General features: G+C 60.4%; 26 protein-coding genes and 1 pseudogene. 17 read left to right on the top strand and 10 right to left on the bottom strand.

The genetic code is table 11. The features are described 5' to 3' along the window. The first annotated feature begins 4 nt into the window (after positions 1–4). The 13 genes from rpsN to rplQ all read left to right on the top strand — a co-directional run bounded on the left by rpsN (position 5) and on the right by rplQ (position 8,019). Positions 5–310, top strand: a complete 306-nt coding sequence (gene rpsN, locus GVL52_RS06025) for a 30S ribosomal protein S14 (protein WP_160004828.1) — start codon at positions 5–7, stop codon at positions 308–310. A 12-nt stretch (positions 311–322) separates the two neighbouring features. Then, positions 323–721 carry a 30S ribosomal protein S8 gene (gene rpsH / locus GVL52_RS06020; protein ID WP_160004826.1) on the top strand — a complete coding sequence of 133 codons (399 nt, stop codon included), beginning with the start codon at positions 323–325 and terminating at the stop codon, positions 719–721. 42 nt (positions 722–763) lie between these two features. Continuing rightward, on the top strand, positions 764–1,297 hold the full coding sequence (gene rplF / locus GVL52_RS06015; RefSeq protein ID WP_160004824.1) for a 50S ribosomal protein L6: 534 nt from the start codon (positions 764–766) through the stop codon (positions 1,295–1,297). Positions 1,298–1,309: 12 nt separating this feature from the next. After that, the gene (rplR, locus tag GVL52_RS06010) at positions 1,310–1,672 is read left to right on the top strand and encodes a 50S ribosomal protein L18 (protein WP_160004822.1); all 363 of its coding nucleotides are present in this window, start codon (positions 1,310–1,312) and stop codon (positions 1,670–1,672) included. 134 nt (positions 1,673–1,806) lie between these two features. Continuing rightward, positions 1,807–2,376 carry a 30S ribosomal protein S5 gene (rpsE, locus tag GVL52_RS06005; RefSeq protein WP_018900261.1) on the top strand — a complete coding sequence of 190 codons (570 nt, stop codon included), beginning with the start codon at positions 1,807–1,809 and terminating at the stop codon, positions 2,374–2,376. A gap of 13 nt (positions 2,377–2,389) precedes the next feature. After that, positions 2,390–2,599 (top strand): 50S ribosomal protein L30, encoded by a 210-nt coding sequence (gene rpmD, locus GVL52_RS06000; protein ID WP_160004820.1) that lies wholly within the window; start codon positions 2,390–2,392, stop codon positions 2,597–2,599. Between the two features lie 16 nt (positions 2,600–2,615). Beyond that, positions 2,616–3,089 carry a 50S ribosomal protein L15 gene (rplO, locus tag GVL52_RS05995; protein WP_160004818.1) on the top strand — a complete coding sequence of 158 codons (474 nt, stop codon included), beginning with the start codon at positions 2,616–2,618 and terminating at the stop codon, positions 3,087–3,089. A gap of 239 nt (positions 3,090–3,328) precedes the next feature. Next, positions 3,329–4,669: a preprotein translocase subunit SecY gene (gene secY, locus GVL52_RS05990; protein WP_160004816.1), complete on the top strand. Its 1,341-nt coding sequence runs from the start codon at positions 3,329–3,331 to the stop codon at positions 4,667–4,669. Then, positions 4,666–5,316 (top strand): adenylate kinase, encoded by a 651-nt coding sequence (locus tag GVL52_RS05985; RefSeq protein ID WP_160004814.1) that lies wholly within the window; start codon positions 4,666–4,668, stop codon positions 5,314–5,316. Before secY ends, GVL52_RS05985 begins: the two co-directional genes overlap by 4 nt. Before the next feature lie 225 nt (positions 5,317–5,541). Next, complete coding sequence (rpsM, locus tag GVL52_RS05980) at positions 5,542–5,910, top strand: 30S ribosomal protein S13 (RefSeq protein ID WP_160004812.1); 369 nt, start codon at positions 5,542–5,544, stop codon at positions 5,908–5,910. A 137-nt stretch (positions 5,911–6,047) separates the two neighbouring features. Continuing rightward, on the top strand, positions 6,048–6,437 hold the full coding sequence (gene rpsK, locus GVL52_RS05975; RefSeq protein WP_160004809.1) for a 30S ribosomal protein S11: 390 nt from the start codon (positions 6,048–6,050) through the stop codon (positions 6,435–6,437). 100 nt (positions 6,438–6,537) lie between these two features. Beyond that, positions 6,538–7,548 carry a DNA-directed RNA polymerase subunit alpha gene (locus tag GVL52_RS05970; RefSeq protein WP_037063320.1) on the top strand — a complete coding sequence of 337 codons (1,011 nt, stop codon included), beginning with the start codon at positions 6,538–6,540 and terminating at the stop codon, positions 7,546–7,548. 45 nt (positions 7,549–7,593) lie between these two features. Beyond that, positions 7,594–8,019, top strand: coding sequence for a 50S ribosomal protein L17 (rplQ, locus tag GVL52_RS05965; protein WP_160004807.1), 426 nt, complete (start codon positions 7,594–7,596; stop codon positions 8,017–8,019). Positions 8,020–8,253: 234 nt separating this feature from the next. On the opposite strand, the gene msrQ is transcribed toward rplQ, so the two are convergent. Then, positions 8,254–8,916 carry a protein-methionine-sulfoxide reductase heme-binding subunit MsrQ gene (gene msrQ, locus GVL52_RS05960; RefSeq protein ID WP_160004805.1) on the bottom strand — a complete coding sequence of 221 codons (663 nt, stop codon included), beginning with the start codon at positions 8,914–8,916 and terminating at the stop codon, positions 8,254–8,256. Next, the gene (msrP, locus tag GVL52_RS05955) at positions 8,916–9,863 is read right to left on the bottom strand and encodes a protein-methionine-sulfoxide reductase catalytic subunit MsrP (RefSeq protein ID WP_160004803.1); all 948 of its coding nucleotides are present in this window, start codon (positions 9,861–9,863) and stop codon (positions 8,916–8,918) included. Before msrP ends, msrQ begins: the two co-directional genes overlap by 1 nt. Positions 9,864–10,200: 337 nt before the next feature. Between msrP and ilvD the strand changes: the two genes are divergently transcribed. After that, the gene (gene ilvD / locus GVL52_RS05950) at positions 10,201–12,039 is read left to right on the top strand and encodes a dihydroxy-acid dehydratase (RefSeq protein ID WP_160004801.1); all 1,839 of its coding nucleotides are present in this window, start codon (positions 10,201–10,203) and stop codon (positions 12,037–12,039) included. A gap of 49 nt (positions 12,040–12,088) precedes the next feature. Here ilvD and GVL52_RS05945 read toward each other — a convergent pair whose 3' ends face one another. Together GVL52_RS05945 and GVL52_RS05940 are read right to left on the bottom strand one after the other, a co-directional pair. Further along, on the bottom strand, positions 12,089–12,442 hold the full coding sequence (locus tag GVL52_RS05945) for a lysozyme inhibitor LprI family protein (protein WP_160004799.1): 354 nt from the start codon (positions 12,440–12,442) through the stop codon (positions 12,089–12,091). Positions 12,443–12,461: 19 nt separating this feature from the next. Next, complete coding sequence (locus GVL52_RS05940; protein WP_160004797.1) at positions 12,462–12,842, bottom strand: YkvA family protein; 381 nt, start codon at positions 12,840–12,842, stop codon at positions 12,462–12,464. 138 nt (positions 12,843–12,980) lie between these two features. Between GVL52_RS05940 and GVL52_RS05935 the strand changes: the two genes are divergently transcribed. Together GVL52_RS05935 and GVL52_RS05930 are read left to right on the top strand one after the other, a co-directional pair. Then, complete coding sequence (locus GVL52_RS05935; RefSeq protein ID WP_160004795.1) at positions 12,981–14,384, top strand: DegQ family serine endoprotease; 1,404 nt, start codon at positions 12,981–12,983, stop codon at positions 14,382–14,384. Then, on the top strand, positions 14,381–15,697 hold the full coding sequence (locus GVL52_RS05930) for a replication-associated recombination protein A (RefSeq protein WP_160004793.1): 1,317 nt from the start codon (positions 14,381–14,383) through the stop codon (positions 15,695–15,697). The genes GVL52_RS05935 and GVL52_RS05930 overlap by 4 nt, the downstream gene beginning before the upstream one ends. Here the strand turns inward: GVL52_RS05930 and GVL52_RS05925 are convergent, their stop codons facing one another. From GVL52_RS05925 to GVL52_RS05910, 4 genes are all read right to left on the bottom strand, one after another. Continuing rightward, positions 15,698–16,003, bottom strand: a complete 306-nt coding sequence (locus GVL52_RS05925) for a DUF1883 domain-containing protein (protein WP_160004791.1) — start codon at positions 16,001–16,003, stop codon at positions 15,698–15,700. A gap of 115 nt (positions 16,004–16,118) precedes the next feature. Further along, positions 16,119–16,379: a hypothetical protein gene (locus GVL52_RS05920; RefSeq protein WP_160004789.1), complete on the bottom strand. Its 261-nt coding sequence runs from the start codon at positions 16,377–16,379 to the stop codon at positions 16,119–16,121. A gap of 62 nt (positions 16,380–16,441) precedes the next feature. Continuing rightward, complete coding sequence (dapA, locus tag GVL52_RS05915) at positions 16,442–17,347, bottom strand: 4-hydroxy-tetrahydrodipicolinate synthase (protein ID WP_160004787.1); 906 nt, start codon at positions 17,345–17,347, stop codon at positions 16,442–16,444. A gap of 7 nt (positions 17,348–17,354) precedes the next feature. Next, positions 17,355–17,510 carry a hypothetical protein gene (locus GVL52_RS05910; RefSeq protein ID WP_160004785.1) on the bottom strand — a complete coding sequence of 52 codons (156 nt, stop codon included), beginning with the start codon at positions 17,508–17,510 and terminating at the stop codon, positions 17,355–17,357. A gap of 368 nt (positions 17,511–17,878) precedes the next feature. Between GVL52_RS05910 and GVL52_RS30785 the strand changes: the two are divergent. Beyond that, a pseudogene (locus GVL52_RS30785) lies at positions 17,879–17,980 on the top strand (DoxX family protein); the annotation flags it as partial. A gap of 14 nt (positions 17,981–17,994) precedes the next feature. Here the strand turns inward: GVL52_RS30785 and argC are convergent. Together argC and speB are read right to left on the bottom strand one after the other, a co-directional pair. Beyond that, complete coding sequence (gene argC, locus GVL52_RS05905; RefSeq protein ID WP_160004783.1) at positions 17,995–18,927, bottom strand: N-acetyl-gamma-glutamyl-phosphate reductase; 933 nt, start codon at positions 18,925–18,927, stop codon at positions 17,995–17,997. Positions 18,928–18,990: 63 nt separating this feature from the next. Then, the gene (gene speB, locus GVL52_RS05900; protein WP_160004781.1) at positions 18,991–19,950 is read right to left on the bottom strand and encodes an agmatinase; all 960 of its coding nucleotides are present in this window, start codon (positions 19,948–19,950) and stop codon (positions 18,991–18,993) included. Positions 19,951–19,971 lie beyond the last annotated feature (21 nt).

Genomic DNA, 19,971 nt, shown 5'->3' with positions numbered 1-19,971 from the left:
ACACATGGCGAAGACCAGCGCAGTTGAAAAGAACAAGCGCCGCCGTATTACGGTCGCTAACCAGGCCGGTAAGCGGGCTGAGTTGAAGGCGATCATCATGAACCAGGCTCTTCCTATCGAAGAACGGTTCAAGGCCTCGATCAAGTTGGCATCCCTGCCGCGCGATGGATCGAAGACCCGTATTCGCAACCGTTGTGAAGTATCGGGCCGTCCGCGCGCATACTACCGCAAACTGCGCATGTCGCGTATCGCGCTGCGTGAACTCGGCAGTCTCGGCAAGGTGCCGGGTATTGTCAAGTCCAGCTGGTAAGGGGCAAGTTAGATGACAATGACTGATCCGTTGGGCGATATGCTCACTCGCATCCGCAACGGCGCTTCTCGCCGCAAGTCGTCGGTATCGACGCCTGCTTCGAAGCTCCGTGCACGCGTTCTCGATGTTCTCCAGGCTGAAGGCTACATCCGTGGCTACGCCCTTGTCGATTTCGGCAATGGCAAGTCTGAAATCAGCATCGAGCTGAAGTACTACGAAGGCGCATCGGTGATCCGTGAGATCGGCCGTGTGTCCAAGCCGGGCCGCCGGGTTTATGTCTCGGTCAAGTCCATTCCGCAGGTCGCGAACGGTCTCGGCATCACCATCCTTTCGACTCCGAAGGGCGTGATGGCAGATCACCAGGCTCGCGAACAGAACGTTGGTGGCGAGGTTCTTTGCTCGGTATTCTAATGCCGAGCATCGATCTCCATAGCGAACAGACAGGATTGAAACATGTCTCGTATCGGTAAGAAGCCCGTTCAGATACCTGCTGGGATTACGGCTACGGTCGAAGGCCAGAAGGTTACTGCAAAGGGCCCGAAGGGCGAACTCTTCTTCGTCGCAAACGACGAAGTCGGCGTTACGCTCGAAGATAATGCAGTTGTCGTGACACCGCTCACGCAGTCGAAGGATGCTCGTTCGAAGTGGGGCATGTCCCGCACGATGATCGAGAACATCTTCACCGGTGTTAAGGACGGCTACGAGCGCAAGCTCGAAATCAACGGCGTCGGTTACCGCGCCACGCTTCAGGGCAAGAACCTGCAGCTGGCACTCGGTTTCAGCCATGACGTCGTTTACCAGACCCCGGAAGGCATCACGATCGCCGTTCCGAAGCCTACTGAAATTGTTGTCACTGGCATCAATAAGCAGCAGGTCGGTCAGGTCGCCGCAGAAATCCGCGAATATCGCGGTCCTGAGCCTTACAAGGGCAAGGGCGTCAAGTATGCCGGCGAACGTATTGTTCGCAAAGAAGGCAAGAAGAAGTAAGGATCACGCGAAATGGCTAGCAGGAAAGAAGCACTTGCACGTCGTGCCAACCGCGTGCGTCGTCACCTCAAGTCGGTGGCCAATGGCCGTCCGCGCCTGTCGGTTCATCGCTCCTCGAAGAACATCTACGTTCAGGTTATCGACGATGTTGCAGGTAAGACGCTCGCGTCTGCCTCGACCCTCGATAAGGACCTGCGCGGTTCTCTGAAGACCGGTGCTGACACAGCAGCTGCTACCCTGGTGGGTAAGCTCGTTGCTGAGCGCGCCTCCAAGGCCGGCGTCAAGGAAGTCGTATTCGACCGTGGCGCCTTCATCTTTCACGGCCGTATCAAGGCCCTGGCAGATGCAGCCCGCGAAGGCGGTCTGACCTTCTGATTTAGATTTCCGGCCGGGGCCAGCGAGGTTCCGGCCGGATTTTCACCGGACCGCAATCGCTCTCTTCAAGGGGAGGTTGATGCGGTCTTCGTTTTGTTGCCGTTCGCACCCGGAAAAGAAAAAGGAAAAGGACAATGGCACAGGAAAGAAAAGGTTCGCGCGACGATCGCCAGAACCGCGAAGAACGCGATAGCGAATTCGTTGACAAGCTGGTCGCGATCAATCGCGTTGCCAAGGTTGTCAAGGGTGGCCGTCGTTTCGGTTTTGCCGCTCTCGTCGTTGTTGGCGACCAGAAGGGCCGCGTTGGCTTTGGTCACGGCAAGGCTCGCGAAGTGCCTGAAGCAATCCGCAAGGCGACTGAAGCTGCCAAGCGCGAACTGATCTTCGTACCGCTGCGTGACGGCCGTACGCTGCATCACGACGTTCATGGTCGCCATGGCGCCGGCAAGGTTCTGCTTCGTTCGGCCAAGGTCGGTACCGGTATCATCGCTGGTGGCCCGATGCGCGCTGTTTTCGAAACGCTCGGCGTTCACGACGTCGTCGCCAAGTCGACCGGTTCCTCGAACCCATACAACATGGTTCGCGCTACCTTCGACGCTCTGAAGCACCAGGTTCACCCGAAGGACATCGCAGCTCAGCGCGGCATCAAGTATGCTACGCTTCAGGCTCGCCGTGCCGCTTCCGGTAACGCTTCTGAAGAATAAGAGGAGCTGATCCATGGCCAAGGCTACAAAGAAGACCGAAGCTAAGACGGTCACCGTCGAGCAGATCGGTAGCCCGATTCGCCGTCCAGACTACCAGCAGAAGACGCTGATCGGTCTTGGGCTGAACAAGATGCACCGTCGTCGCACGCTGGAAGATACCCCTTCCGTTCGTGGCATGATCCGTGCTGTCCAGCATCTCGTTCGCGTCGTCGACGAGAAGTAAGCAGGGAGTATTCGCTATGAAACTCAATGAAATCAAAGACAACGAAGGTTCGACCCACAGCCGCAAGCGCCTCGGCCGCGGTATCGGTTCGGGCTCGGGCAAGACCGGTGGTCGCGGCGTCAAGGGTCAGAAGTCCCGTTCAGGCGTTGCCATCAACGGCTTCGAAGGCGGCCAGATGCCAATCTACCGTCGTCTGCCGAAGCGCGGCTTCAACAACATCTTCAAGTCCGACTTCGTTGTCGTGTCGCTTGAGCGTGTTCAGGCTGCGATCGACGCTGGCAAGCTCGACGCCAAGTCCACGGTTGATGCAGCAGCTCTCAAGGCTGCCGGCGTTATCCGTCGCATCAAGGACGGCGTTCGTGTTCTCGCCGACGGCGAGCTGAAGGCAAAGGTCACTTTCGAAGTTGCCGGCGCTTCCAAGCCTGCAGTCGAAAAGATCGAAAAGGCTGGCGGTTCCGTCACGCTTCTTTCTGCCAAGGCTGCAGAATAATTTAATCTATGATAAACCGCCCGGGGTGCTTCACACCGGGCGGTTTTGCTCCCATATGTGAGCCTCACAAAAACCGGCCGGATGCACGTGCATCAGGAACGGTCGAGCGAATAACAGGGTGAGGCATAGGTTGCGCCCGCAATCCGTCCAAAACCCGCTTTTGAATAATTCAGAAATGCCGATACGGCGTTCTGCCTCGCATGTGGCAAGAGCCCGAAATCGGTAGCGCGGAGATACGCATGGCGTCTGCAGCGGAACAGTTGGCTTCCAACCTCAATTTCTCGACCTTCTCGAAAGCCGAGGATCTCAAGAAGCGCCTGTGGTTTACACTGGCAGCCCTGCTTGTCTATCGATTGGGTACGCACATTCCGCTCCCGGGCCTCAATCCTGAAGCCTACGCTGCAGCCTTCAGCGGCCAGTCCGGCGGTATCCTCGGTCTCTTCAACATGTTCTCGGGTGGCGCTGTACAGCGCATGGCGATCTTCGCGCTCGGTATCATGCCCTACATTTCCGCTTCCATTATCGTTCAGCTGATGACCTCGGTCGTGCCTGCGCTCGAAAACCTGAAGAAGGAAGGCGAGCAGGGCCGTAAGATCATCAACCAGTACACCCGCTACGGCACGGTGCTTCTCGGCACGCTGCAGGCTTATGGCATCGCTGTCGGCCTCGAAAGCGGGCAGGGGCTGGTCGTCGATCCGGGCATCTTCTTCCGTATCTCCACAGTCATCACGCTGCTCGGCGGCACGATGTTCCTGATGTGGCTCGGCGAGCAGATCACCTCGCGTGGTATAGGCAACGGCATCTCGCTCATCATCTTCGCCGGCATTGCTGCTGGGCTGCCGACCGCTCTTGCCGGCACGCTCGAACTCGGCCGCACCGGCGCACTGTCCACGACCCTGATTCTTGCAGTCATCATCGTTGCAATTGCTGTGATCGCCGTCATCGTCTTCGTTGAGCGGGCCCAGCGCCGCCTTCTGATCCAGTATCCGAAGCGCCAGGTCGGCAACCGCATGTTCCAGGGCGATACGTCGCACCTGCCGCTCAAGCTCAACACCTCGGGCGTTATCCCGGCAATCTTCTCGTCCTCGCTGCTTCTGCTGCCGGCGACGATCGCAGGCTTCGCCAGCACGACGAACATGCCCCCATGGATCACGTCGATTGTTGCAGCACTTGGCCACGGCCAGCCGCTCTACATGCTCCTCTACGGCCTGCTGATCGCCTTCTTCGCCTTCTTCTACACGGCCATCGTCTTCAATCCGAAGGACACGGCCGACAATTTGAAGAAGCACGGCGGCTTCATCCCGGGCATCCGTCCGGGCGAGCGGACAGCAGAGTATATCGATTACGTCCTGACCCGCATTACGGTCGTCGGCGCCATCTATCTCGTCTTCGTCTGCATCCTGCCGGAAATTCTGGTGTCGCAAACCGGCATCCCATTATCCCTTGGTGGCACTTCGCTTTTGATCGTGGTTAGCGTAACTCTCGATACGGTCGCACAGATCCAGGGCCACCTGATCGCGCAGCAGTACGAAGGCCTGATCAAGAAGTCGAAGTTGCGTGGAGGAAAGAGGGGGCGATGAGGCTTATACTTTTAGGACCGCCGGGCGCGGGTAAGGGGACCCAGGCTCAGCGGATCGTGGAGAAGTACGGAATTCCGCAACTCTCCACGGGCGACATGCTCCGTGCAGCCGTCCAGGCAGGCACAGAGGTAGGCAAACGTGCAGACGCATTGATGAAGGCAGGCAAGCTGGTTCCGGACGAGGTGGTGAACGCCATCATCTCCGAGCGGCTCGATCAGCCTGACTGCGCCAAGGGCTTCATTCTCGATGGCTTCCCGCGCACCCTGGTGCAGGCCGATGCCACAGAGGCGATGTTGAAAGACAAGGGCCTCGAGCTCTCCGCGGTCATTCAGGTTGCGGTCGACGATGGAATTCTCGCGCATCGCGTTTCCGGTCGTTATACATGCGCAAACTGTGGCGCCGGGTACCACGACTCAGATAACAAGCCCTCGGTCGAGGGGGTCTGCGATCGTTGCGGATCCACCCACTTCAAGCGTCGTCCAGACGACAATGCCGAGACGGTGGTCACCCGCCTTCAGGCCTATTACAAAGAAACATCTCCTCTGATCGGCTACTACTATGCCAAGGGCAAGTTGCAGTCGGTGGATGGCATGGCCGATATCGATCACGTTACCGGCGAGATCGAAGCGATCCTTTCGAAGCTGTAAGGCTTTGGAAATAAAACTTGGCGGGAGCGGTTGCTTTTGGGCACTGATTCCGCTAAACACCGCGCCAACTCGCGACATATTATGCGATCGGCGCGGACTTCCCATCGGAATTCCGGGTTCGGTCGTGTTGACTTGTTGAGAACCTGAATTGTAATTGCGGCCTTCCCGGGCCGTGTAACGAGACACCACTTGCCGGATGGCAACTGGAACGCAAGGAGAATAGGCGTGGCACGTATCGCTGGCGTCAACATCCCGACTGCAAAGCGCGTTGTTATTGCGCTGACGTATATTCACGGGATTGGCTCGAAATTCGCACAGGAAATCGTCGAGAAGGTCGGTATTCCGCTTGATCGCCGTGTCAATCAGCTCACCGATGCTGAAGTCCTGCAGATCCGCGAAACCATCGACCGCGATTATCAGGTTGAAGGCGACCTGCGTCGCGAAACCTCGATGAACATCAAGCGTCTGATGGACCTGGGCTGCTACCGCGGTCTGCGTCATCGCCGTGGCCTTCCGGTCCGCGGTCAGCGCACGCACACCAATGCACGCACCCGCAAGGGTCCTGCAAAGGCAATCGCTGGTAAGAAGAAGTAATTTCCGGGAAACCGGGGATGAGGGGGCTGGCGGTATTCGCCGGCCTCTTTTGAGTTTCGGGCAGGGCCGCAAGGTCTCGTTCCGGTGTAGCCGCTGGTATTACGGCGGTGCAGAGATCCAAGAAAGGGATTTTAAAAATGGCCAAGGAAGCCGTACGCGTTCGCCGTCGCGAACGTAAAAACATTTCGTCGGGCGTTGCTCACGTCAACTCGACCTTCAACAACACGATGATCACGATCACCGACGCACAGGGCAACACGATTGCCTGGTCGTCTGCTGGCGCCAAGGGCTTCAAGGGCTCGCGCAAGTCGACGCCGTTCGCCGCTCAGATCGCCGCTGAAGATGCTGCCAAGAAGGCGCAGGAACACGGCATGAAGTCGCTGGAAGTTGAAGTTTGCGGTCCGGGTTCGGGTCGTGAATCTGCTCTGCGCGCCCTCCAGGCTGCTGGTTTCATGATCACGTCCATCCGCGACGTGACCCCGATCCCGCACAATGGTTGCCGCCCGCGCAAGAAGCGTCGCGTCTGATCATCGCCACTCACAACACCGGTGAGCGGGTTATCGCTCCCGGTGCTTCTCAAGCTCGGTTGTCACGATTGGATGGTGACAACGAACGGAAGGCAAAAATATGATTCAGAAAAACTGGCAGGAACTGATCAAGCCGAACAAGGTTGAGTTCTCGTCGAGCTCGCGCATCAAGGCAACTCTGGTAGCAGAGCCGCTTGAGCGTGGTTTCGGCCTCACCCTCGGCAACGCGCTTCGCCGCGTTCTGCTCTCCTCGCTGCGCGGTGCTGCAGTGACGGCAGTGCAGATCGATGGCGTGCTGCATGAGTTCTCGTCGATCCCAGGCGTCCGCGAGGACGTGACCGACATCGTTCTCAACATCAAGGAAATCGCCATCAAGATGGATGGCGACGACGCAAAGCGCATGGTCGTGCGTAAGCAGGGTCCTGGCGTTGTAACGGCTGGCGACATTCAGACGGTCGGCGATATCGAAATCCTCAACCCCGAGCATGTGATCTGCACGCTCGACGAGGGTGCCGAAATCCGCATGGAATTCACCGTCAACAACGGCAAGGGCTATGTTCCTGCCGATCGCAATCGTGCGGAAGATGCTCCGATCGGTCTCATCCCGGTCGACAGCCTTTATTCGCCGGTCAAGAAGGTGTCCTACAAGGTTGAAAATACCCGTGAAGGACAGGTTCTCGACTACGACAAGCTGAACATGACCATCGAAACCGATGGTTCGATCACCGGTGAAGATGCCGTCGCTTTCGCGGCTCGCATCCTGCAGGATCAGCTTGGCGTGTTCGTCAACTTCGACGAGCCGCAGAAGGAAACCGAAGAGGAAGCAGTCACCGAACTCGCTTTCAACCCGGCGCTCCTGAAGAAGGTAGACGAGCTCGAACTGTCTGTTCGTTCGGCAAACTGCCTGAAGAACGACAACATCGTCTACATCGGCGACCTCATTCAGAAGACCGAAGCAGAAATGCTCCGCACGCCGAATTTTGGTCGCAAGTCGCTGAACGAAATCAAGGAAGTTCTCGCTTCCATGGGCCTGCACCTCGGCATGGAAGTGCCAGCATGGCCGCCTGAGAACATCGAAGATCTCGCCAAGCGTTACGAAGACCAATACTAACCATCAAACGGCGGGCGAGATGCCTGCATGTGAAGGAGAATAGCCATGCGCCACGGTAAAGCCGGCCGCAAGCTGAATAGAACTGCAAGCCACCGTAAGGCAATGTTTGCCAACATGGCGGCTTCGCTCATCCTGCATGAGCAGATTGTAACGACTTTGCCGAAGGCAAAGGAAATCCGTCCGATCGTTGAAAAGCTCGTCACCCTTGGCAAGCGCGGCGACCTGCATGCTCGTCGTCAGGCGATCTCGCAGATCCGCGACACTGCCATCGTTTCGAAGCTGTTCGACACGATCGCTTCGCGCTACGCAAACCGCCACGGCGGCTACCTGCGTATCATGAAGGCTGGCTACCGCCAGGGCGACAACGCTGCTCTCGCCGTCATCGAATTCGTCGACCGCGACACCTTCGCCAAGGGCGCAGCCGACAAGGCTCGCGTCGAAGCCGAAGCAGCTGCTGCTGAAGCCGCTTAATATTTTCCGGTCCGCCGGAAACAAAACAGCCGGGCTGCAAAGCCCGGCTGTTTTCGTTTGTGGGGTAGGCCATTAAGATGACCGCTTCGGTCATTGACCTGTTTGATTGAATAGCTGGAGTCGAGCGAGCTGCGCGCTCAACGGCGCCACCGAAAGCAGCAGCGGGCCATCTTACCGAAGGCGCCAACCGCAATAGACGCCGCTGACGACATCAGGCGGAGTAGCGGTAACGGATCAGCCCGCAGCCCCCGCGGTACGCGTCCCGCTGCCTCGACGTTCCTGGCTGCGCTTCCTGCTTCGCGCAATCGGCCGATACGAGCGGTAAAGGATCATCAGGATCAGCAGCCCGACATAGATATACTGCTCGAGATCCAGCAGCTTCGTCGAAAGCGCGAAATGCACCGCGCCGCAGGCGGCAACGATGTAGACGAGCTTGTGCAGCCAGATCCACTTCGATCCCATCTTGCGGATCGACAGATTGTTCGACGTTACCGTCAGCGGCACCAGCAAGACCAGCCCGGCCATGCCGAACATGATGAAAGGCCGCTTCAGCACGTCGTCCACCACCGCAGCGACGTCGAGTGCCTGGTCAAGCACCATATAGACCGCGAAATGCATCGCCACGTAGTAGAAACAGAGAAGCCCGAGCGCGCGTCGATAGCGCAGGTAGTTCCAGCCGAGCAGATCACGCGCTGGGCTGACGGCCAGCGTCAGGATCAGGAAGCGGATCGCCCAGAGCCCGAGGAACAGCTCGAAGGTCTTCACTGGATCGGCGCCGAGCCCACCGGTGGCGCCGAGGTAGAAATACCAGGCTGCAGGCGCAAGGCCGACGACATAGAGCAGCCAGACGGACGCCGGCTGCCAGCGCTTCGGCAGGCTGAAGGACGGTATCGCCATCAGAAGTTCGCCTTCAGGTCCATGCCGGTATAAAGGCTTGCCACCTCGTCGGCATAGCCATTGAAGGGGAGCGTCGGATGACGGCTGGCGCCGAAGAAACCGCTTTCGCCGATCCGGCGCTCGGTTGCCTGGCTCCAGCGCGGATGATCGACGGCCGGATTGACGTTGGCGTAGAAGCCGTATTCCTGCGGGTTTGTCACCTGCCAGGTGTTCTTCGGCTCCTTGTCGGTCAGAGTGATGCGGACGATCGACTTGATACCCTTGAACCCGTATTTCCACGGAACGACCAGCCGTATCGGCGCGCCGTTCTGGTTCGGCAGCGTTTCGCCATACAGTCCAACGGCCAGCAGCGCCAGCGGATGGTTGGCTTCATCGATCCGAAGGCCCTCGACATAAGGCCACTCGAGCGACTGGAAGATACCCTTCTGTCCCGGCATCTCTTCCGGGCGCACGACGGTCTCGAAAGCGACGTACTTGGCGCTACCGAGCGGCTCGGCCTTGCTCAGCAGGGACGCCAGGGGAAAGCCTTCCCAGGGGATCACCATTGACCACGCCTCGACGCAACGCATGCGATAGGTCCGGCTTTCGATCGGGAATTCCTTCATCAGCGCCTCCAGATCGAAGGTGCCGGGCTTGTTGACCATGCCATCGACCTTGATCGTCCACGGCATCGGCTTGAAGTCGCCGGAGAGGGCCGCCGGATCTGCCTTGTCGAGGCCGAACTCGTAGAAATTATTATAACTCGTCACGTCCTTCAGTGGCGTCAACTTGTCATCGACGGTATATTTGCTCTCGACAGCGGTGAGCGCAGCGGCACTGGCTTTACCGGCGCCGTAGAGCGCCATGGCGCCGAGCGCTGCAGTTCCGAGGAATTCCCGCCGCCCCATGTAGACCTGGCGTGGCGTGATTTCCGAAGAAGCAATTTTCGGTGGGCGATAGCTTGGCATCCGGAACCTCCTGAGCGGGATCGCTCGGTATGAAACTACAACGCATTGGCAGCGTATTTGGATCACTGTCTATGCCTTGCAATCTACCTGCGAAAAGCCAACTTTTCGTGTACTGACTTGATGGAATAGCCGGTAACAAAGTCCCTGCTGCGTTCGTATAGGCTCGATGGGTCGGTGAGAGCAGGGGCGTACCCGTTTCGGCCTTCCCGGTAGTGACAGTAGATGCCGTTTGGATTAGGACAATTCCAAAAAGCAGCGATTGCCGGCCAGCAGGCATGTCCAACACGGTTTGCGCCACGCATCGCCAATGATTTCCGACAGGTTGAGGAATACACCCATGCCAGCTTATCGTTCCAGAACCACCACCCACGGCCGCAACATGGCAGGCGCACGCGGCCTTTGGCGCGCCACGGGCATGAAGGATTCGGACTTCGGCAAGCCGATTATCGCGGTGGTGAATTCCTTCACCCAGTTCGTGCCCGGTCACGTCCACCTGAAGGACCTCGGCCAGCTCGTCGCCCGCGAGATCGAAGCGGCCGGCGGTGTTGCCAAGGAGTTCAACACCATCGCTGTCGATGACGGCATCGCCATGGGCCATGACGGCATGCTCTACTCGCTGCCTTCGCGCGAGCTGATCGCCGATAGCGTCGAATACATGGTCAATGCCCATTGCGCCGATGCCATGGTCTGCATCTCCAACTGCGACAAGATCACCCCCGGCATGCTGATGGCCTCGCTGCGCCTCAACATTCCGACGGTCTTCGTCTCCGGTGGCCCGATGGAAGCCGGCAAGGTGGTCATGCACGGCAAGAAGGTCTCGCTTGACCTCGTCGATGCCATGGTTGCCGCCGCTGACGACAAGATCAGCGACGAGGACGTCGCCATCATCGAGCGCTCTGCCTGCCCGACCTGCGGTTCCTGCTCCGGCATGTTCACCGCCAACTCGATGAACTGTCTGACCGAAGCGCTCGGCCTGTCGCTACCCGGAAACGGCTCCACGCTCGCCACCCATTCGGATCGCAAGGAACTCTTCCTCGAAGCCGGCCGTCGCGTCGTGGCCTTGGCCAAGCGCTACTACGAGCAGGACGATGAAACGGCTTTGCCGCGCACCATCGCCAGCAAGGGCGCCTTCGAAAACGCCATGGCGCTCGATATTGCCATGGGTGGCTCGACCAACACGGTGCTCCACATTCTGGCGGCAGCCCATGAGGGCGAGATCGATTTCACCATGGACGACATCGATCGTCTGTCGCGTCGCGTTCCCTGCCTGTCGAAGGTGGCACCTGCCAAGTCCGACGTTCACATGGAAGACGTCCACCGCGCCGGCGGCATCATGGCCATTCTCGGCGAACTCGACCGCGCCGGCCTGCTGAACGTCGACTTGCCGACCGTACACGCCCCCACGATGCGCGACGCGCTCGCCCAGTGGGACGTGGCCGTCACCGACAACCAGGCAGCCTTCGACCTGTTCAGCGCCGCTCCCGGTGGCGTCCCGACGCAGGTGGCCTTCAGCCAGAGCTCGCGCTGGGAAGAACTCGATCTCGACCGCGAAAACGGCGTCATCCGCGATGCCCAGCATCCATTCTCCAAGGATGGCGGTCTCGCTGTTTTGAAGGGCAATCTGGCGCTCGACGGCTGCATCGTGAAAACGGCTGGCGTCGATGAATCGATCCTGAAGTTCTCCGGCCCTGCCAAGGTGTTCGAAAGCCAGGACGCATCCGTCAAGGCGATCCTGTCGAACCAGGTGGTCGCCGGCGACGTCGTCGTCATCCGCTACGAAGGCCCGAAGGGCGGCCCCGGCATGCAGGAAATGCTCTATCCGACCAGCTACCTGAAGTCGAAGGGCCTCGGCAAGGCCTGCGCACTGATCACCGATGGCCGCTTCTCCGGCGGCACCTCGGGCCTCTCGATCGGCCACGCCTCGCCGGAAGCGGCCAATGGCGGAACCATCGGTCTGGTGCGCGAAGGCGACATGATCGACATCGACATCCCGAACCGCACGATCAGCCTGCGCGTCGACGATCAGGAACTGGCAACCCGCCGCGCCGAACAGGACGCCAAGGGCTGGCATCCGGCCGAACACCGCAAACGCAACGTCACCAAGGCGCTGAAGGCCTACGCGGCCTTCGCCACAAGTGCTGACCGCGGCGCTGTCCGCGATCTCGGGGATCACTGAACAGCACGCGCTGCTGATTGAAACCTAGTTGTTCAATGAACCGGTCGCCTCAAAGCGGCCGGTTTATGTTTTTGTAGCTCTCGGCCAGTTGCTTCAGCCGTGCGTCATAGGCTGCCTGGATGCAGGCGACATCTGCCGAACATTCCTGGCGCTTTTTCAGCCAGGCCGTCTGCTCGTCCTGCATCGTGCCGCGCGAGCCCATGGCCAGCAGCCCGGAGAGCAGATCGAAGGTGGTCACCATCTTCACGTCGGCATCGTTCAGCGAGCGGTTGTCGCAGATTGCCTTCTCGTCCGGCTTCAGCTCCTTGGCCTCGCAGTCGAAGCTCGCTGCATGGCCGATGCCTGCGGTTGCAAGCAGGAAGGCTGTGGCGGTGAAGAGAAGGGGCTTGCTGTATCGCGTCATGCATTCGTTCCTGTTCGATCTAGCCGGCTCTCGTGAGCGCTGTAGCGACGAAGATGATGCAGCAAAGCCAGATGGCAAGGACGAAGACCAGTCCGGTGCGGCTGGACGGGCGTTTCAGCCGTTTGGCCGCAGCCAGGCGCAGCTCGGCCATCAGCGGCGCCGGAATAAGACTGACGGCCAGCATGATACCGAGAGGCACGATGATCAGGTCGTCGAGATAGCCGAGCACGGGAATGAAATCCGGGATCAGATCGACAGGCGAAAGCGCATAGGCGGCGACGCCACCGGCGACTGCCTTGGCGTACCACGGCACCCGTTTGTCGCGGGCGGCCAGCCACAGCGCCACCACGTCGCGCTTTAGTGATTTTATCAAGCGTTTGGCCTTTGATATCAGTTGCATGCCTGTCGTTCCTGACTCAGTTTGGCAAGTGTCTTCAGCATCGCGTGAGCCGTCTCGTCCGTCCATGCTTCTGCCCTCTTTCCTTTCTAGCGTCCGGCACTACAACACTCTCTCAATATTGTTTCAGAAGGGATTCTCATGCACGACCTGTTGAAGCGCGCTTCACTGCCGCTGCTCGCTCTGGTGCTTGCACTGCCGATCAATGCGAATGCACAAAGTTCCAAGACCGTGCCGCAGAGCCAGATGGAAATGCAGCTGTCCTTTGCGCCGCTGGTCAAGCAGACCGCGGGTGCGGTGGTCAACGTCTACGCCGAAAAGACCATCCGCCGTCAGTCGCCCTTTGCCGGCGATCCTTTCTTCGAGCAATTCTTCGGCCAGCAGATGCCGAACCGCACCGAGAAACAGTCCTCGCTCGGCTCCGGTGTTATCATCGAAGCCAACGGCACGATCGTCACCAACAACCATGTCATCGAGGGTGCCGACGACATCAAGATCGCGCTGTCGGATGGCCGCGAATTCCCTTGCAAGGTCGTCCTCAAGGACGATCGCCTCGATCTCGCCGTGCTGAGGGTCGATACCAAGGAGACCTTTCCGGCGCTCCCGATCGGTAATTCGGATGCCGTCGAAGTCGGCGACCTCGTGCTTGCCATCGGCAACCCCTTCGGCGTCGGCCAGACGGTCACATCAGGCATCGTCTCGGCGCTCGCCCGCAACCAGGTCGTCAAGAACGAGTTCGGCTTCTTCATCCAGACCGACGCCTCGATCAACCCCGGCAACTCCGGCGGCGCGCTGATGAACATGAAGGGCGAGCTGATCGGCATCAACACCGCAATCTTTTCGCGCGGCGGTGGTTCCAACGGTATCGGCTTCGCCATCCCCGCCAATCTCGTCAAGGTCTTCCTCGCAGCCGCAGACGCGGGCGTAAAAACCTTCGAGCGCCCCTATGTCGGCGCCACCTTCGACGCCGTGACATCGGATGTTGCCGATGCGCTTGGTCTCGGCAAGGCCCGTGGCGCTATCGTTGTCAAGGTGACCGAGGATGGCCCCGCAGCAAAAGCGGGCCTCAAGGCCGGTGAGGTCATCACTGCCGTGGATGGCGTGTCGGTCGAACATCCCGACGCGCTGCTCTACCGTCTGACCACGGCTGGCCTCGGCAAGGCTGTCGATCTCGCCGTCATCGACAATGGCAAGGAAGAGCACCTGAGCATCACGCTCGGCAAGGCGCCTGAGACGACACCGCGCGATCAGCGCACCATCGACGGGCGCTCGCCCTTCACCGGCGCCGTGATCGAGAACCTGTCGCCGCGCGTCGCCGACGAGTTGCGCATGACCAGCGAAAGCACCGGCGTCGTGGTCGCCGAACTCAAGGACGGCTCGATTGCCGCCCAGCTCGGCTTCCAGCCCAAGGATATCATCGTCTCGGTCAATGGCGCCGAGGTGAAGACCACCAAGGAGCTGGCCGCCATGGCTGCCAAGGACCCGAGCTTCTGGCGCGTCGAGATCGAGCGCGACGGCCAGCGCATTCGGCAGTTCTTCCGATGAGCAACGATCTCTTCGCGCCGCGTATACCGGAAGGGGTCGCCAACAGGCGGCCGCTTGCCGATCGGCTCCGCCCGCAGACCGTCGCTGAAGTCACCGGACAGGATCACCTGACCGGTGCGGATGGTGTTCTGCGGCGGATGATCGAAAGCGGCTCGTTGGGATCGATGATTTTCTGGGGCCCTCCCGGCACCGGCAAGACCACCGTGGCCCGCCTGCTCTCGGGCGAGGCGGGTCTCGCATTCGAACAGATCTCCGCGATCTTCTCCGGGGTCGCCGATCTGAAGAAGGTCTTCGAATCCGCCCGCCTGCGCCGAATGGACGGCCGCCAGACGCTGCTCTTCGTCGACGAGATCCATCGCTTCAACCGTGCCCAGCAGGACAGCTTCCTGCCTGTTATGGAGGACGGCACCGTCATCCTCGTCGGCGCCACCACCGAAAACCCGTCCTTCGAACTCAACGCCGCTCTTCTGTCACGCGCCCGGGTGCTGACCTTCAAGTCGCATGACGACCAGAGCCTGGCCGAATTGCTGACGCGCGCCGAGGCGATCGAGGAGAAGCAACTGCCGCTGACGCCGGAGGCAAGGATCAGCCTGCTGCGGATGGCCGATGGCGACGGTCGCGCGGTTTTGACGCTGGCCGAAGAGGTCTGGCGCGCCGCCCGCAAGGACGAGATATTCGACACAGAGGGACTGACCCGCATCGTCCAGCGCCGGGCGCCTGTCTATGACAAGGCCCAGGATGGCCACTACAATCTGATCTCTGCCTTGCACAAGTCTGTCCGGGGGTCTGATCCTGATGCAGCGCTTTATTATCTTTGCCGGATGTTCGATGCCGGCGAAGACCCGCTTTATCTCGGCCGACGGTTGGTGCGCATGGCGGTGGAGGATATCGGCCTCGCCGATCCGCAGGCGCTGGTGATCTGCAACGCCGCCAAGGATGCCTACGACTATCTCGGCTCGCCCGAGGGGGAGCTGGCGCTGGCGCAGGCCTGCGTCTATCTCGCGACGGCTCCGAAATCGAACGCCGTCTACACCGCCTTCAAGGCCGCCACCATGGCTGCCAAGCAGAATGGCTCGCTGCTGCCGCCCAAGCACATCCTCAACGCCCCGACCAAACTGATGAAGGACGAGGGCTACAACGAAGGCTATCGCTACGACCACGACGAGCCGGACGCCTTTTCAGGCCAGGATTATTTTCCGGAAAAGATGGGCCGCCAGACGTTTTACGATCCACCCGAGCGCGGCTTCGAGCGCGATATCCGCAAGCGGCTGGACTGGTGGTCGAAGCTCAGGAAAGAGCGCAATCCGCGCTGATCAGGACGCCCGCTTCTGCCCGGCAGGAGCAGCGATGATCTTGACCGAAGACTCCGCCAGCCCGTGATGGCCTTCCATATCGACGACCAGATGCCAATGGCCGCTCTCGGGCACCGGGATGCGTATCGGCGATTTGCGCGCAACGCCGCCGGCATACTTGAAATCGAGAACCTCGGTGAAGCGCTGGAAGTTCGGCGCTGTCATCAGCCGCACGTTGGCAACGGCGTTGAGCGCTACCTCGATCACCGTTCCGGCGCGCTGTTCCTTGAGATCGTAGTGGGTAAAGCGGAAATTCGGTTTCGGCATCGGGTTTTACTCGGGTGTCTATGTGCCGATCATACGAAACGCCAGTTAAGGAACCGTTTGCCACGCCTGCGGGAGCGCCCGGTGGCAGCTCCCGTCTGGGTGGACCAATATCCCATTAATGGACGTTGGTGCTGCTGTCGAGCGGTGCAAAGGGCAGCACCGTGCCGTCGCCGGAGATGACGATCTGGGCAGCATCGTGGTCGCACTCATCGGCTGCGAAGTGGACCGCCGCATGCTCGCTGATGAAAATCCCGCCAACCCGCCCATCGCGATCCTGAACGACCCAGCGCCCCGCCTTGTTGCGACCGATCGTAAAGCGCGGCGAAGGCTCTTGGTTGGCGCGCGCGGTTCGGTTGCGCGGTTGAAGAGAGGGCATGGTCTTTCCTTTCGGGTTGTGTTTGGGGTGTCAGCGTCCGGTAATGGCAAAGGTTGAGGACGTCAGGTCGCCCGTACGACGGCGCTGATGTCGGAAATACCGGTAAGGGCAGCAGACAGCGCTGCTCGCTCAAAAGGTTCAAATGCGACCATCGGCAGACGAACGTCTGCATTTGTGCCCAGCAGCATATGCAGTGCGTATTTGATCGCGGTTGGGTTGCCTGCCAGGGCATCGATCAGCGGATACAAACGGTCCCCAAGCGCCAGCGTTGCGGCGGTATCGCCGTTGCGTGCCGATCGATGAAGCGAGGCAAACAGGTGAGGGTGGACGTTTGCACCGCTGGAGATGACGCCGTCGGCACCGCCGGTGAGGGCGGCGGTCGCGGTCTGGTCATCGCCTGCGAGAAACAGCAGGCGCTGTTGCAGATGTGCGCAAGCAGCGTGTGGCCCGGTGCCTGTCCCCGTTCCGGCGATGCCGATGATCGATGGAATGGCGGACAGCATCTCGATGCTCTCCAATGTGAGGCCGCTGGCGCAGCGGGAAGGGTTATCTTCGATCAGCAACGGCAGACCGGTCGCAGCGGCGACCTCCTCGAAATGGTGGATAATCCCCTTTTGTCCGGGCTTGGAATAGTATGGCACCGTCACCAGCGCTGCCATGGCGCCGAGCTCCTCTGCCTGTCGGGTGAGAGCGATCGTGCTTGCGGTGGCGTTTGTGCCGGTCGCGGCGATCACGGCCACGCGGCCGGCAGAGGCGCGAACGCAGGTGCCGATCACCGCCGCGCGCTCGATCGGTGAGAGTGTCGGGCCTTCGCCCGTTACTGTGCAGACGGCAAGGCCGTCGATGCCCGAACGGATCTGGCGCTCAGCGAACCGCTCCAGTGTCGGCAGATCAACGGCGCCATTGCGAAATGGCGTGACCAGCGCGGTGATCACCGGCCCTGGCGGCAGATGTGGTTGCTCGCGCATCATCGCCTCAGAAGCCGCCGAAGATCACGTAGAGTTCGACGGCGGCCAGCACCAGACCGAAGACGGTCAGCGCCTGTGCGGTTCTTCGTTCGCGGATTTGCCGCTTGAGGGCCGGGCGCTTCTGACGCCCGGTGTGAAGGTTGGAAAACAGGAAGTCTCTCATGGCGTTTGCCTCTGTAGGATAGGCACACGCTACCGCCGAAGAGCGTATGAAATCCATTCGGAGCATTTCCGAAAGAAATAGAGATTGCATAAAGGCAACGCACCACAGCAATGGTGCCCGGCGCCAAGATTCACTCTGAGATCAGCGACTTGGCGCGGCTTTCGGACTCAATTTACGAGGCCGTTGAATCAAAGTGTCAGCCGGAGCGGCCACTTTCCCTTGTCGCCTGCCAACGGTCTGAGCCACACCGCTCCGCAGGGCCTGGGCCGGACAACTGGTCGTCACGGCAGAAAATAAGCGGCCATGTCGGCAAGGCACCTGTTGATCCGCCCTTGCAGCAGAGGCTGATCTTCGCTGCGGTCTTCATCATGGCGCTGGCATTCAAATTCGCCGACATGGCATCGACCGCGACATTCATCGCCGCCGCAGGTTTCCCGTTCTCGCTGTTCCTCGCCTGGGCCTCGGCCTTAGCAGGACCCAAGGATTACGAGGCGAGCATCAGGTCCATGTTCTGCACGGCGGCACCCGAGGCGCCCTTGCCGAGATTGTCGAGCAGGGCGACGAGATTGACCTGCGATGCGCCAGGCGTGCCGAAGACGAACAGCTTCATCGTGTCCTTGCCGGCCAGTTCGACGGCGTCGATGCGGCCAAGCTTGCTGCTATCTGCGAGCGGAACGACGGTGACGATGTCCTGCCCGGCATAATGCGCCGTCAGTGCAGCATGAAGGCTCTCCATCGTAGCGCCGGACGGGAGATCGTCGAGGTGGAGCGGTACCTGCACGATCATCCCCTGTGCGAACTTGCCGACCGATGGCGAGAAGATCGGCGCGCGGTCGAGCAGGCCGTGGATCTTCATTTCGGGCACATGCTTGTGGGTCAGCGGCAGGCCATAGAGGAAGTGTGGGGAGCTGATCGCGTCGTCGCGGCTCTGGTCCTCGATCTGCGCAATCATCTGCTTGCCGCCGCCGGTGTAGCCGGAAACGGCGTTGACCGTGATCGGATAGCCGTCCGGCAGCAGGCCGGCAGCGCGCAGAGGCCGGATCAGCCCGATGGCGCCGGTCGGATAGCAGCCCGGATTGGCGACGAAGCGCGCCGACTTGATCTTGTCGGCCTGTTCCTTGTCCATTTCCGCAAAACCGTATGCCCAGGAAGGATCGACGCGGTAGGCTGTCGAGGTGTCGATCACGCGGACATTGTTGTTGGCCGACACCATCTGCACGGCTTCCTTCGACGCATCGTCGGGCAGGCAGAGGATGGCGATGTCGGCGCTGTTCAGCATGTCCTCGCGGATCGTCGCATTGCGCCGCTCGGCTTCCGGAATGGACAGAAGCTCGACGTCGCGGCGGCCGGCCATGCGCGTGCGGATCTGCAAGCCCGTTGTGCCGTGTTCGCCATCGATGAAGATCTTCGGTGCCATTGTCTTGCTCACACTTTCAATAGGTTAGAAAGAAGTCCGGAATCATTTTGCGAGATGGATAAGTCAGCCGTGCGACGCTGTCGCGCGTCGCTCGGCATGCAGCCCCAGCATATACATTGCGACCGTCGCCCCGGCAATGGCGGTGATATCGGCATGGTCATAGGCAGGCGATACCTCGACGACGTCGGCGCCGCGGATATCGAGCTGATGCAGCCGCTGCAGCACCGAGAGGATTTTCGCGCTCGACGGACCACCCGAAACCGGCGTGCCGGTGCCGGGCGCATAGGCAGGGTCGAGGCAGTCGATGTCGAATGTGAGGTAGGCGGGCGCCCCACGCGTGTGCGAGATGATCGTCGAGGCGATCTCGGCCGCCGTCATGTCCTCGACCTGGTGGCCATAGAGAATGTTGATGCCGAAATCATCAGGCGCATGCGTGCGGATGCCGATCTGGATGGAACGATCGGGGTCGATGATCCCATCGCGTGCGGCGCGTGCCACGAAGGAGCCGTGGTCGATCCGCCTGTTGTCATCGAACCACGTGTCCTGATGCGCGTCGAATTGCACCAGCGCCAGCGGCCCGTGCTTTTCGGCATGCGCCTTGAGGATCGGCCAGGTGACGTAGTGATCGCCGCCGAGCGTCAGCATGAAGGCGCCGCTGTCGATGATCGCTTTCGCCTGCCGCTCGATCGCCTCTGGCGTTTCCTGGTGGTTGCCGTAATCGAGCAGGCAGTCGCCGTAATCGATCACCGCCATCTCGGCGAACAGGTCGCGATTGAACGGATATTGCGGGTCATTGTCGAAGATCGCGGATGCGCGCCGGATCGCCTGCGGCCCGAAGCGCGTGCCCGGCCGGTTGGAGGTGGCGGCATCGAAGGGGATGCCCCAGACCACCGCATCGGCACCGGTCAGATCCTTGGTGAAGCGGCGGCGCATGAAGGATAGTGCGCCGGCGAAGGTGGGATCTGATGCGGCGGAGGTCAGGCTGGTTGCCGTGAAGGCATGGTCGATCGACTTGTTCGCCAAGAGTGTCTCCTCGGAGATGGA

The sequence above is a fragment of the Rhizobium sp. 18055 genome (genome assembly GCF_902706285.1).
Classification (GTDB): Bacteria; Pseudomonadota; Alphaproteobacteria; order Rhizobiales; family Rhizobiaceae; genus Rhizobium.
This window is presented reverse-complemented; position numbering and strand designations above follow the sequence as displayed.

What these genes read in the sequence shown, in the direction of transcription:
- msrP (WP_160004803.1), bottom strand. Translation starts at nt 9,863, where the DNA reads ATGCCAAGCTATCGCCCACCGAAAATTGCTTCTTCGGAAATCACGCCA.
- GVL52_RS05925 (WP_160004791.1), bottom strand. Translation starts at nt 16,003, where the DNA reads ATGCCGAAACCGAATTTCCGCTTTACCCACTACGATCTCAAGGAACAG.
- GVL52_RS05910 (WP_160004785.1), bottom strand. Translation starts at nt 17,510, where the DNA reads ATGAGAGACTTCCTGTTTTCCAACCTTCACACCGGGCGTCAGAAGCGC.
- rplO (WP_160004818.1), top strand. Translation starts at nt 2,616, where the DNA reads ATGAAACTCAATGAAATCAAAGACAACGAAGGTTCGACCCACAGCCGC.
- rpmD (WP_160004820.1), top strand. Translation starts at nt 2,390, where the DNA reads ATGGCCAAGGCTACAAAGAAGACCGAAGCTAAGACGGTCACCGTCGAG.
- GVL52_RS05985 (WP_160004814.1), top strand. Translation starts at nt 4,666, where the DNA reads ATGAGGCTTATACTTTTAGGACCGCCGGGCGCGGGTAAGGGGACCCAG.
- GVL52_RS05940 (WP_160004797.1), bottom strand. Translation starts at nt 12,842, where the DNA reads ATGCAACTGATATCAAAGGCCAAACGCTTGATAAAATCACTAAAGCGC.
- GVL52_RS05935 (WP_160004795.1), top strand. Translation starts at nt 12,981, where the DNA reads ATGCACGACCTGTTGAAGCGCGCTTCACTGCCGCTGCTCGCTCTGGTG.
- dapA (WP_160004787.1), bottom strand. Translation starts at nt 17,347, where the DNA reads ATGCGCGAGCAACCACATCTGCCGCCAGGGCCGGTGATCACCGCGCTG.
- GVL52_RS05930 (WP_160004793.1), top strand. Translation starts at nt 14,381, where the DNA reads ATGAGCAACGATCTCTTCGCGCCGCGTATACCGGAAGGGGTCGCCAAC.
- rpsH (WP_160004826.1), top strand. Translation starts at nt 323, where the DNA reads ATGACAATGACTGATCCGTTGGGCGATATGCTCACTCGCATCCGCAAC.
- rplF (WP_160004824.1), top strand. Translation starts at nt 764, where the DNA reads ATGTCTCGTATCGGTAAGAAGCCCGTTCAGATACCTGCTGGGATTACG.
- GVL52_RS05920 (WP_160004789.1), bottom strand. Translation starts at nt 16,379, where the DNA reads ATGCCCTCTCTTCAACCGCGCAACCGAACCGCGCGCGCCAACCAAGAG.
- rplQ (WP_160004807.1), top strand. Translation starts at nt 7,594, where the DNA reads ATGCGCCACGGTAAAGCCGGCCGCAAGCTGAATAGAACTGCAAGCCAC.
- secY (WP_160004816.1), top strand. Translation starts at nt 3,329, where the DNA reads ATGGCGTCTGCAGCGGAACAGTTGGCTTCCAACCTCAATTTCTCGACC.
- argC (WP_160004783.1), bottom strand. Translation starts at nt 18,927, where the DNA reads ATGGCACCGAAGATCTTCATCGATGGCGAACACGGCACAACGGGCTTG.
- GVL52_RS05945 (WP_160004799.1), bottom strand. Translation starts at nt 12,442, where the DNA reads ATGACGCGATACAGCAAGCCCCTTCTCTTCACCGCCACAGCCTTCCTG.
- rpsK (WP_160004809.1), top strand. Translation starts at nt 6,048, where the DNA reads ATGGCCAAGGAAGCCGTACGCGTTCGCCGTCGCGAACGTAAAAACATT.
- ilvD (WP_160004801.1), top strand. Translation starts at nt 10,201, where the DNA reads ATGCCAGCTTATCGTTCCAGAACCACCACCCACGGCCGCAACATGGCA.
- msrQ (WP_160004805.1), bottom strand. Translation starts at nt 8,916, where the DNA reads ATGGCGATACCGTCCTTCAGCCTGCCGAAGCGCTGGCAGCCGGCGTCC.
- rpsN (WP_160004828.1), top strand. Translation starts at nt 5, where the DNA reads ATGGCGAAGACCAGCGCAGTTGAAAAGAACAAGCGCCGCCGTATTACG.
- GVL52_RS05970 (WP_037063320.1), top strand. Translation starts at nt 6,538, where the DNA reads ATGATTCAGAAAAACTGGCAGGAACTGATCAAGCCGAACAAGGTTGAG.
- rpsE (WP_018900261.1), top strand. Translation starts at nt 1,807, where the DNA reads ATGGCACAGGAAAGAAAAGGTTCGCGCGACGATCGCCAGAACCGCGAA.
- rplR (WP_160004822.1), top strand. Translation starts at nt 1,310, where the DNA reads ATGGCTAGCAGGAAAGAAGCACTTGCACGTCGTGCCAACCGCGTGCGT.